The sequence below is a fragment of the Mesorhizobium sp. M0522 genome, from assembly GCF_040321085.1.
Taxonomy (GTDB): Bacteria; Pseudomonadota; Alphaproteobacteria; order Rhizobiales; family Rhizobiaceae; genus Mesorhizobium.
Genome location: NZ_JAMYQW010000005.1, coordinates 110,151 through 122,322, shown reverse-complemented (window position 1 = coordinate 122,322; position 12,172 = coordinate 110,151). Strand labels below are relative to the sequence as shown.

Below are 12,172 nucleotides of genomic sequence, written 5' to 3'. Positions count from 1 at the left end.
TTGAGATAAAAGGTGAAATGTCAGCGTTGCGGCAAAATCATGGCAGATGGAAAGCACTGCCACAATTTTAATCAGCAAGACCCTGGGCACGACGTCTAAAGTCGTGTGCAGGCATTCAGCAAGGTCAAACGCAAATATAACCGGTAGATGCACTTGGAGCGCCCGTGCGTGCCCCTGGGAACGCTAAGCGACGCTCCAAGCCTTGAATCTAGGCCGGTATTCTGACGACCACCTCGGCACTATCTCCGGCTTTTGGCTCGAAGGACGAAGATTTGGTCTTCGTGCCATTCACTTCAAGTGAGATGGCCCGGGCCTTTTTGTCGCGGACGACGCGTACTTTGATCTCGGCGCCCAGCATCTTCAGGGTTGCCGAATAGCCGTCCCAATGGCTAGGAAGTCTCGGCGTGAACTGGAGGCGCTGTCCGCGGCGCTCTATGCCGAGAATGCTCTCGACCGCAGCTCGATAAAGCCAGCCCGCCGACCCGGTATACCAGGTCCAGCCGCCTCGGCCGCCCTTGTCTTGCCCGGAATAAACGTCGGCCGCGACGACATAAGGTTCCACGCGGTAGCGCTCTGCCGCGGCTTCGTCGAGCGCATGGTTGACCGGATTGAGCATTGAAAGGCAACGGTAGGCATCGTCGGTGCGACCCATCTCGGCTAGCGCAATGACGAACCATGTTGCCGCGTGCGTGTATTGGCCGCCGTTTTCACGGACCCCCGGCGGATAGCTCTTGATGTAGCCCGGGTCCTTTCCCGTCTTCGAGAAGGGCGGGGTGAACAGTTTGGCGATCTTGAGGTCGTCGTCGACGAGCGCTTTCATCGCCTGCGCCATTGCCGTGGTCGACCGCGCCGGGTCGCCCTCGCCCGAAAGCACGCTCCAGGACTGGGCGATCGAGTCGATCTTGCACTCGTCCGACTTGCGCGAGCCGAGCGGCGTGCCGTCGTCGAAGCTGCCGCGCCGATACCACTCGCCATCCCAGGCGGTGCTTTCCAGCGCCCGTTTCAGCACCTCGGCGTGCTTCGTCCAGGCCTGCACGCGCTTGGCATCGCGCTCCGCCTTGGCGACGGCGGCAAAGTCGCCCAGCGTCTTCAGCAGGAACCAGCCCAGCCACACGCTCTCGCCCTTGCCGTGCTCGCCGACGCGGTTCATGCCGTCATTCCAGTCGCCGCCGAGGATCAGCGGCAGCCCGGCCGGGCTGCTGCGCTTGACGGCAAGATCGAGCGCCCGCGCGCAATGGTCATAGAGCGAGGCTGTCTTCTTCGAGATTTCCGGGATGAAGAAAGCATCGTGCTCGCCTTCGCCCAGCGCCTGCCCTTCGATGAAGGGCAGTTGCTCCTTCAGGATCGCGGTGTCGCCTGTCACCAGCAGGTAACGGGCCGTGGCGTGGGCCAGCCAGACCACGTCGTCCGAGATCATGGTGCGGACGCCGGCCTCGGTGCGCGGCAGCCACCAATGCTGCACGTCGCCTTCGGGGAATTGCCGCCGCGCCGCATTGAGGATCTGATCACGCGCCAGCTTGGGGTCATGCGCCAGCAAAGCCAAGGTATCCTGCAACTGATCGCGGAAGCCGAAGGCACCGCTCGCCTGATAGAACGCAGAGCGGGCACGGATGCGGCAGGCCAGGCTCTGATAGGGCAGCCAGTGATTGACCATAGCGTCGAGTGCCTTGTCCGGCGTCTCGACCTGGATTGTGTCGAGAAAGCCGCGCCATGTGCGCTCGTTGTCGGCCAGCCGCTGATCGAAATCCCTTGAGCGATGGGTCTGCACCAGCGCGCTGGCCGCCTCGGGCGAGGCCGCGTCGCCGAGCAGCCAGAGCAGCGTGACGTCGCCGCCGGCAGCGATGTCGATGTCGCGTGCGATGGCCGCGCAGGGATCGTCGCCGGCCTCGACACGGCCGGACAGGCCGGCGCCGCTCAGCACGGCATGCGGAAACTCGCTCGTGCCTTGCCTGCCGATGAACTCGCCGCGATCGGCGGTGACCGAATGCACAGCACCGTCGGCGGCCAGAAAGGCGATCCGCTCGCCGAAATCGAGCCCATAGGGATTTTGCGCCAGCAATGCGCCGGTTGCGGCATCCCTCGACGGAACGATGCTTGCAGCGGTGCGCGAGCGATGGCCGCCAAGAACCCATTCCGCATAGGCGTAGACGCGCAGCCGCATCGGCACCGAACCCGAATTCTGGATGCGCAGCCGCGATATCTTCACCGGATCGACGGGATCGACAACATGGGTCAGGTCCATCGACAGCGGCCCGCGTTTTGAGCGGAACGTCGAAAAACCCTGCCCGTGCCAGGTTTCGTAGGTCATTGTCGGATCACGCACCACGGCAGCCATTGGCGAGAACGCCCTGCCACTGGCATGATCGTAGATATAGATGCCCTCGCCCGGCCGATTGGTGACCGGATCGTTTGACCATGGCGTCAACTGATAGTCGCGGCTGTTGCGGCTCCAGGTGAAGGCAGCGCCTTCAGCCGAAATGTGGAACCCGAACGATGGGTTGGAGATGACGTTGATCCACGGCTGCGGCGTCGTGCGCCGGCCGGCAAGACGCACGACGTAGTGGCGTCCGTCGCCGTCGAAGCCGCCGAAACCGTTCCATTGGTCGAGCCCGCTGCCGTCGACGCGGCCCTCGATCAGTGCCTGGGCGGCAGATGCTTGCGACGTCGGCACCGGCAAGGACGGCTCGCGAAGCGCTGCAAGGTCTGCCGGCTGGAGGGCGGCGTCCCGCGCCTGCAGTGCCGCGGCCTCGGCGCGCTCGATCTGGTCGAAGATGGTGCCGTTGCGCGTATGCAGCACCACCCGAGCGACGGCGAGCAAGGTCCTGTAGGTCGTTTCCTCCATCAGATCGCGGCGCACCGCGAAAATGTGCTGGCGGGGTCCGAGCTCCTTGCCGCGCAACCGGCTGTTTTCGCACAGCGTCTCCACCGCGCGCTGCAGGTCCTGCACGTAGGAAGACGCCTGCTCGTTGACGACGACAAAATCGATCATCATGCCGCGAGCGCGCATGTATTCCTGGAAGCGAAGCGCCTGGGCGACGATCTCCAGATCGGCGACATCGGCGATCCTGACCAGGAAAATCGGAAAATCGCCGGATATGCTGGTCGGCCACAGGCTGGACTGCCTGCCGAGCCCGGAGACGATGGATTCGCCCGGAAGGCGCAGGAACGGATCGGGATAGATCAGATAGCGCGCCAGCTTCTGCACATTGGCGGCGTCGGACAGGCTGAGGCCAAGGTGCCGGGTCTGCACCTGCGACCGCGTCCAGGCCAGCATCGCCTGGCGGGCGAAGCTTTCGGGATGGTCGAGCCGTGCGATGGCGGCATCCAATTCGGCGCGATGGGTACCGACGACTGTCCAGAACGTCAGCGAAATCTTCTTGTTGGCCGGCACGCGCACCTGCCGGCGAAGCGATGCGATCGGGTCCAGGGTGAAGCCGGAATGGCCGCCAAGCTTGGCGCCGGGATCAAAGGCCGCCGCTTCGGTGATGGTGCGGCCGCGGCCGATGAAGGCGCGCCTGTCGGTTTCCGCCTCGGCGTCTCGCGCCGATCCAGACGGGTCGGTGACGAAATGCACTATGGTGACGTCGGGTTCGTCCTTTTGGCGCTTGCCCCTAGTGGCGAAGATCGCGCCGTTGTTCGGCGCGATCTCGGTTTCCACGAACATCTTCGAAAAAGCCGGATGGGCATTATCCGAGGGCTCGGAGCCCAGCACCAGTTCGGCAAACGAGGTTACTTCGATATGCCGGTCGGCGGGGCCATCATTGTGGAGCGTCACCCGTCGGCCCTCACCATTGCCTTCCGAGATGACGATGCACTCGACTTCCGAACGCAGCGATCCAATCGATTTGACGAAGCTCGCCTTGTCGTCGGAGAACAGCGTCTGCGCACGCTCGCCGGCGGCGCGCTTCGGCTCGGCGGTGGCCGACCACCAGTCGCCGTTGCTGGCGTCGCGCAGGAAAATATAGGAACCAAGGCGGTCCTCGGTCGGATCCGGCTGCCAGCGCGTGACGGCAAGTTCGCCCCAGCGGCTGTACCCGGAGCCGGTGGCGGTCACCATGACCGAATAGCGGCCATTGGACATGACACTGGTCGAGCGGAGCGCCCTGAGCGGATCGAGCACGATGCGGGTGTCCGGGCTTTCCAGCTCGGTCTCGTCCTTCGAGCGCTCGTCGGCCTCGGTCCTGACGGTCGCAGTCGGGATGTCGCGCGGCGCCCTTTCCTGCAGCAGCAATTCGGCCGACTCGATCACCGGATCGCTGTGGAAGCGGTCGCGCAGGCGCCCTTCGAAGATCGCATCGGCAACTGCGGCAATCGACATGCCGGAGTGGTGGGCCATGTAGTTGAGCACGACGGCGTGGTCGGTGCCCTCGGGAACGCGTTGCGGCGTGAAATCCACCGCGTCGTAAAAACCGTGCCGGCCCAGTGCGCCCAGCCGCCTGAGCTTGGCCAGGTTCTGGACGGATTCATGCGGCGTGAACTGCGCTGCCAGCACGGTCGCGTAAGGCGCGATCACCGTGTTTTGGCCAAGGCCGCGCTTCAGGCCGAGCCCGGGCACGCCGAAATTGGTGTACTGATAGGTTAGCTCGCGGTCGCGGGCGTTGTAGGCCGCTTCCGAAATCCCCCAGGGAACGTTCTTCGAACGGCCATACTGGATCTGGCGCTTGATGATGAGCTTGCTGGTCTGGTTGAGAATGCTGCCTTGCGGCTCCTTCATCACCAGCGGCGGCATCAGATATTCGAACATCGAGCCGGACCAGGACATCAGTGCGCCCTGGAAGCCGATCTCGACGATCGGCCGGCCGAGCCGGAACCAGTGCTCGGTCGGCAAATCGCCCTTGGCGATAGCGAACAGGCTGGTCAGCCGCGCCTCGGAGGCCAAAAGGTCGTAGCAGCTTTCGTCGAGCTGATGCTCCTCGACCCGGTAACCGATCGACAGGAGCTTGCGCTCGGGCCGCATCAGGAACGAGAAATCCATCTCGAAGGCGAAGCGGCGCGTGCGCTCGCGCAAGGTCAGAAGCTTGGCCCGCAACGCCGCGACCGCGTTTTCGTCGCTGTGCGCATCGTGCACATGCGCCTCGCAGGTGGCTTCGAGCCTGGCCGCCCAATCGGCGATGGTGTCGCTCTGGGTCGACGCGGCCTCGGTATGGATGGCTGTCGCGAGCTTGCGTATCTCGCCGGCCAGGACGGCCAGGTTGATGGTGCGGATCGACGCCATCTCCGGCTGCGCCTTGATCAATTCCACCGCCCGCCGCATGCCGTCGAGACGGTCGGCGAGCCGCTGGCGCAAGGGCCGCAATTGACGCCGGTCGTCGGGCAGTTCCTCAAGGCTTTCGTCGAGGATGGTGACGGTGTCGAGGATGCCTTCGAAGTCGCCCTGCACATGCACCGACGGCGCTTCGGCCCATTCGGCGCAGGCAGCGGCCACGGCCACCAGATGGCCGGCGAGATTGCCGCTGTCGACCGCCGAAATGTACAGCGGGTAGAGCGGCTTCAGGGTCGTGGTGTCATACCAGTTGAAGAGATGGCCGCGGTCGCGCGGCATGCTCTCGATGGTCGACATGGTCGCGTCGATGCGGTTGACCGCGTCGGAGAGGCTGATCCAGCCGAAATCGCGTGCCGAAATCACCGACAGCAGGTAGACGCCGATATTGGTCGGCGAGGTGCGGGGCGCCACCACGGGGGCCGGGCTTTCCTGGAAATTATCCGGCGGCAGATTGTGATGCTCGGCCGTCACGAACGTCTCGAAATAGTGCCATGTACGCCGCGCCACGGTGCGCAGCGCGTGGATGTCAGCGGCCGATATGCGCAGGCGGTCCTCGGTTTCGGCCGAACGGCTGATCCAGCAGGCGATGGCGGGCGAGCCGATCCAGAACAAGGCAAAGAAGAAGGCGACGAAGGCGCCGGTGGAATCGGCCAGCACCGGGACAGCGAGGCCGACGACGCCGATGATCACCGCGCCGTACATGATGCTGTAATAGGAGCCGAGATCGTTGTCGCCGCCCTTGTGTGCCTGCGAGGCGGTGCGCCATTCGAGCAGGTTCTGGCGGCTGACGAACAGGCGGTAGAGCGTGCGGATGATCGCGTCGCCCATCATCCAGGCAAGATGCGCCATCAGCACGATCTTCAGCGCCACCAGGGCAGTGCCGAAGGCAACGTCGCGCGCCAGTGCCGAGAAATGGCCGCGCGGCGTCTGGTCGCCGCTCTTCGGCAGGATGGCGTCGACGATGTCGAAAGTGGGCGCCATGAACAGCGTGAGGATCAGCAGCGCCTGCCATTGGGCGGCCTGCGTGAAGGGCAGCAGCGTCCAGCCGGCGATCGCGGCCATCACCCAGAAGATCGGCGTCACCGAGCGGCGCAGATTGTCCACCATCTTCCAGCGCGACAGCGCCGGCACGTTTGAGCGCGGGCCAAGAATGAAGCCCAGAAGCTGCCAGTCGCCGCGTGCCCAGCGATGGTGGCGCGACGCGTCGACCGAATAGCGGGTCGGATAGTCCTCGACCAGTTCGACGTCGGTGACCAAGGCCGAGCGCGCCAGGGCGCCTTCGAGCAGATCATGGCTGAGGATGGTGTTTTCCTCGATGCGGCCCTTCAGCGCCGCCTCGAAGGCGTCGACATGGTAAAGACCCTTGCCGGTGAAGGAACCGTCGCCGAAGATGTCCTGGTAGAGGTCCGACACGGCAAAGACGTACGGATCGAGCCCGCGATTGGCGGAAAAGACACGCTGAAAGAACGATGCCTCGTCGCCACTGGTCAGCGACGCGGTGATACGCGGCTGCAGGATGGAATAACCTGCCGTAACCTCGCGCCGTGCGACATCGAAATGCGGACGGTTGAGCGGGTGGCAAAGCTTGCCGGCCAGCGCAGCGACGGCGTCGCGGGTGGTGCGGGTGTCGGCGTCCAGCGTCATCACGTGGACGACGCTCTCCGGCAATGGCACTTCCAACGGCAGGAAGGTGGTGTCGCTGTCGCCACGTAGCAGGAGGTTCAATTCGTGCAGCTTGCCGCGCTTGCGCTCCCAGCCCATCCAGACGCCTTGCGATGCGTTGTAGAGCCGGCGCCGATGCAGCAGATAAAAGCGCGGCGCCCCTTCCGAGGGATAGCGGGCGTTCAGCCTGGCGATTTCGGCGCGGGCGAATTCGAGGATTTCGACATCCGCCGTATCGATCTCGGTCTTCGAGTCCGGCCAGTCGGAAAGCAGCGCGAAATAGACTTCGCCCGCCGTGTTGGCGAGGTGGTGCACCTCGATGTTGCGGATGTTCTCCTCGACATCGTCGCGCGAGCCGATCAGCGACGGCACCACCACCAGCGTGCGCGCCTCGGGCGGCACACCGTGCCTGAAATCATAGCCGATGAGACGCGTCGGCTTCAAAAACAGCGAGACGACGGTGTTGAAGAATGCGAGCGCGCCTTCGCTGGCCGGCACCGCGAACAGGGCCAGCATCAGGACGATCGACGGCACCGACAGGCCGAGATTGGCAAGCGCATTGCCGGAAACGACCAGAAGCAGGACCGTCAGCGCAAACACCGGCACGACGATGCCCAGCCATCCGGTCTTGCGGAAGGTCCGGTTGAGCGTCTTGCCGATGGTCGGCCGGTAGCCGATCGACCGCTCGAGCTCCTGCCGGCGCGGGCCGACCAGAAAGAAGCCGACGTCGGTGTGAGCGATCGGACCGCTTTCGGAGCCCGGCGCATCGGCAGCATGGCCGGCGAGCTCGATCGCCCTTTCGGCAACGCGAAATTCGGAGAGATCGGAACGGCGCGCCAGCTCCTCGATCGCAGTCCGGTATTGGTCGCGCGAAAAGAAATCGAGCGCGGCGAAATCGGTGCGTTCGCGCAGCAAGGTGTCGATGCGGCTGACGCCCTCGAACCACACCGTCCAGTCGATGTCGTTGATCAGGCGCAGGCCGCGGATGATGTTGCCGGTGGTCACGTTGCCGCTTGACAGCGTGTGGTGCTCGCTGAGGATGATCTCCTCGGCGTCGGAGCCGGTCCTTTCCAGCTCGCCCTCCAACCATTCCAGCGCCCTGCCGGCATTTTGCGAGCCGTCACGCAGCCGGTAGAGCAACTGGGTGGCGAAGGTGGTGTCCTGCGCATGGGCGCTGTAGTGGGAAAGTATCGCCTGCCGGTCGGCGCTGTCGTCCGTCGCCAGCACACGGTCGGCGACCTCGTTGGCGATCTGGCGCAGTTCCCGCGTGCGATTGACGCGGACCGCGATCCGGCGAAGGTTCTCGATCAGGACGAAGCGCAGCAGCGATGGCAGCGCCCATAATTCGCCAATCTTCAGCGGCTCGATGGACTGGAAGCCTTCGACGATCGCCTTGAACATGGCCGACGAGACGGAACTGTCGGAATGGGCGACATAGGTCCACGCGACCGCCAGTGCGCGCGGCACGCTGGATCCATCCGACAGTTTCAGCGTCGGCAACTGGCGGTAGAAGCGGCGCGGCAGGTCGCGCTTGACCTGAAAAATGGTCTCCTCGACCAGGTAGTTGTTGTCGAGCAGCCACTGCGCCGCGGGCGTGATCGTTTCGCCCCTCGCCTGGGCAGCGTTTGTGGAACGGTAGACATCGAGAATTTTCCTGGCGCTGTCGCGGATGCGCGCCTGAAAATCGAAAGGCGTCAGACCGAACAAGTCCTTGGCGTCGCCATTGGCAAGGGCTGCGCCCAAAGCGCGCAGCCGATCTTCCGGCAGGAAATTGGAGCGTATCGGCACGTCGGTGACAGCCGGGAAGCTGGCGCTCGTCTTTTCGATCTGTGCGAGATTGGTCTGGATATTCATCTAAGGTTCCGTGTTGGGGACGCAGTGCGGCGTCACCGCCACGGCAATGTCCCTAAAACCGGTCCAAATGCAATTGGTTGCATCGCAACACTTGGCCGAAAGTTTTGTTTCCGCACCACGACAAGATGCCGTCTTTCGACAACTTCCAGGCGGGCACTATGAGCATCGTTTCGGCTTCTGATCGGCGGAAGATTCAGGCTTTTTCGTGATGCAGCGACCAGCTTACGCGATATTTGGCCGGCGTCACGATCATGTTTGGAAACAGACGTTAATCGTTGCCGGCAATGCGGTCGATGCGGATCACGAACAGCATGGCCGGCCGGACCGGATCCAGGCGCAGTTCCGGCGCTTGCGCCCCGAGCAACAGCGCGTCGAGCGGCCCAAGTTGCATGGGCGCCGCGCCGGCCACGCTGAGTTCGCCGTCGACGCACAGGATGAGTGTTTCATCGGCTTCGGCCTGGATCTCCGTCGGAGCCGAAATCAGCAGGCGCTCGACCGTGTGGATCGCCCGGGCGCGGCGGGTCATGACGTTGAGGTCGGTGATCGGACCGGCGATCAGCATGGCTTGCGTCGGCACGTCGGCCGGAAAGGCAAGCGGTGCGGAAGCCTTGGTGATTTCGACCGGTAGCCGGCCGGCGATGTCGAGGATCATGCCCTCGCCTTCCAGCAACGCCAAGGTCCGGTCGACGCCGGCAAATCCGGAAAATGGGCCGCCGCCCTCGACCAGCGCCATCGAGACGCGCCAGTCGAAATCGTCGAGCCCGGCACCTGGCGGCGAGACGGCAATCTCCGTCGTCACCCCGCCGCCGTTCTTCCACGGCATCGACCGGTATTCGGCTGCCCGAAGGATGCGCAAGGCGCGACTCAGCCCAAAATGCCGGGCAGGTTGAGCTGGTTCTCCCGGGCGCACTCGATCGCGATGTCATAGCCGGCATCGGCGTGGCGCATGACGCCGGTCGCCGGATCGTTCCACAGAACCCGCTCCAGGCGCTTGGCCGCCTCGGGCGTGCCGTCGGCGACGATGACCATGCCGGCATGCTGCGAAAAGCCCATGCCGACGCCGCCGCCATGGTGCAGCGACACCCAGGTGGCGCCGGACGCCGTGTTGAGCAAGGCATTGAGCAACGGCCAGTCGGAGACGGCATCGGAGCCGTCCTTCATCGCCTCCGTCTCGCGGTTCGGCGAGGCGACCGAGCCGGAATCGAGGTGATCGCGGCCGATGACCACCGGCGCCTTCAGTTCGCCCCTGGCGACCATCTCGTTGAAGGCGAGGCCGAGCCGGTGGCGATCGCCAAGCCCAACCCAGCAGATGCGCGCCGGCAGGCCCTGGAAGGCGATGCGCTCACGCGCCATGTCGAGCCAGTTGTGCAGATGGGTGTTGCCGGGGGTCAGCTCGCGCACCTTGGCGTCGGTCTTGTAGATATCCTCGGGATCGCCGGAAAGCGCTGCCCAGCGGAACGGGCCGATGCCGCGGCAAAACAGCGGACGGATATAAGCCGGCACGAAACCCGGGAAGGCAAAAGCATTCTCGAACCCCTCCTCCTTCGCCACCTGGCGGATGTTGTTGCCGTAGTCGAGCGTCGGCACGCCGGCATTCCAGAACGCCACCATCGCCTCGACATGCTCGCGCATCGACGCGCGGGCAGCTCTTTCAACGGCCTTCGGGTCGCTGGTGCGCTTCTCGCGCCACTCGGCCAGCGACCAGCCCTTGGGCAGATAGCCATTGAGCGGGTCATGCGCCGAGGTCTGGTCGGTGACGATGTCAGGGCGCACGCCGCGCCGAACCAGTTCCGGCAGGATGTCGGCGGCGTTGCCGACCAGGCCAACCGATTTCGCCTCACCGGCTTTGGTCCAGCGCTCGATCTTTTCCAGAGCCTCGTCGAGCGTGTCGGCGCGCTCATCGACATAGCGGGTGCGCAGCCGGAAATCGATGCGGTCGGGATCGCATTCGACGGCCAGGCAGCAGGCGCCGGCCATGACCGCGGCGAGCGGCTGGGCACCGCCCATGCCGCCGAGACCGCCGGTCAGGATCCACTTGCCCCTGAGATTGCCGCCATAATGCTGGCGGCCGGCCTCGACGAAGGTCTCGTAGGTGCCCTGCACGATGCCTTGCGTGCCGATGTAGATCCACGAGCCGGCCGTCATCTGGCCGTACATCATCAGGCCCTTTCTATCGAGCTCGTTGAATTTCTCCCATGTCGCCCAGTGCGGCACCAGGTTGGAATTGGCGATCAGCACGCGCGGGGCGTCAGGATGAGTGCGGAACACGCCGACCGGCTTGCCCGATTGCACCAACAACGTCTCGTCGTCGCCAAGCGTCTTCAGCGAGGCAACGATGCGGTCGAAATCGTTCCAGGTGCGCGCCGCCCGGCCGATGCCGCCATAGACGACCAACTCGTTGGGGTTTTCGGCGACGTCTGGGTCGAGATTGTTCATCAGCATGCGCAACGGCGCTTCCGTCAGCCAGGTGCGGGCGTTGAGCTCGCTGCCGCGCGGGCTGCGCACTTCACGGATGTTGTGGCGAGGATCGGTCATGATTGTCCCTTTCCAGTGAGGTGCACCGCGCGTCAGCGTTCGGCCCAGGCGATCGCGGTTTCCAGGATCTTCTTCAGCGTGACGCGGATCGGCGCCGCGAATTCGGCCTCGTAAGGCACCGGCCAGTTAGCCGGTTCGCCCTTGCCTTCGGGCTCGCGCATATAGCCGCGGTTGGAGAGTTCCATCTGCAGCGCGTGGACGCCGGCTTGCGGCTGGCCGAAATGGCGCGTGATCCAGCCGCCCTTGAAGCGGCCGTTGACGACGTAGCTCTCGCCGGTTTCGGCGAGGATCTGGCCAACCGTCGCTTGCAGCGTCGGATCGGCGCTCTTGCCGTCATTGGTGCCGAGATTGAAGACCGGCAATTTGCCTTCGAAAAGGCGCGGCAGCACCGAGCGGATCGAATGGCAGTCATAGACGACGATTTTTCCGTGCAAAGCGCGCAGCCTGTCGATCTCGGCCTGCAGAGCGGCATGATAGGGTACGAAGAACTTCTCGCGGCGTTCGTCGATCTCCGACGGTCCCGGCTCTTCACCCTTGCGGTAGAGCTGATCGCCGTCAAAGGTCTCTGTCGGGCAGAGCCCAGTCGTCGTCTGGCCGGGATAGAGCGAAACGCCGGACGGATCGCGGTTGACGTCGATAACGGTGCGCGAAATCGCCGTATGCACGACCGTCACGCCGAGGCTCTCGGCGAAGTCATAAAGCTTGTCGATCCACCAGTCGGCGTCACGGCGGCCGAGCCAGGGCGAGACCAGCCGGCTGTCGAGGCCGGCGAGATCGATGCCGGTATGCGGGATCGAAACCAGCAGGGGTGCTGTGCCTTGGGTGACGGTGAGCCAGGAGGGTGAGGTCATCGGAAGT

Annotated in this window: 4 protein-coding genes; all 4 read right to left on the bottom strand. The window is 64.5% G+C overall.

Annotated features, from left to right (window positions below):
- Positions 1-208: 208 nt before the first annotated feature.
- The 4 genes from NKI58_RS08885 to hutG all read right to left on the bottom strand — a co-directional run bounded on the left by NKI58_RS08885 (position 209) and on the right by hutG (position 12,165).
- On the bottom strand, positions 209-8,779 hold the full coding sequence (locus NKI58_RS08885) for a glycoside hydrolase family 94 protein (protein WP_352786338.1): 8,571 nt from the start codon (positions 8,777-8,779) through the stop codon (positions 209-211).
- 268 nt (positions 8,780-9,047) lie between these two features.
- On the bottom strand, positions 9,048-9,635 hold the full coding sequence (locus NKI58_RS08880; protein ID WP_352636819.1) for a HutD/Ves family protein: 588 nt from the start codon (positions 9,633-9,635) through the stop codon (positions 9,048-9,050).
- An 8-nt stretch (positions 9,636-9,643) separates the two neighbouring features.
- Positions 9,644-11,314 (bottom strand): urocanate hydratase, encoded by a 1,671-nt coding sequence (gene hutU / locus NKI58_RS08875; RefSeq protein WP_352457143.1) that lies wholly within the window; start codon positions 11,312-11,314, stop codon positions 9,644-9,646.
- Between the two features lie 32 nt (positions 11,315-11,346).
- On the bottom strand, positions 11,347-12,165 hold the full coding sequence (hutG, locus tag NKI58_RS08870) for an N-formylglutamate deformylase (protein WP_352646598.1): 819 nt from the start codon (positions 12,163-12,165) through the stop codon (positions 11,347-11,349).
- Positions 12,166-12,172: the final 7 nt, after the last annotated feature.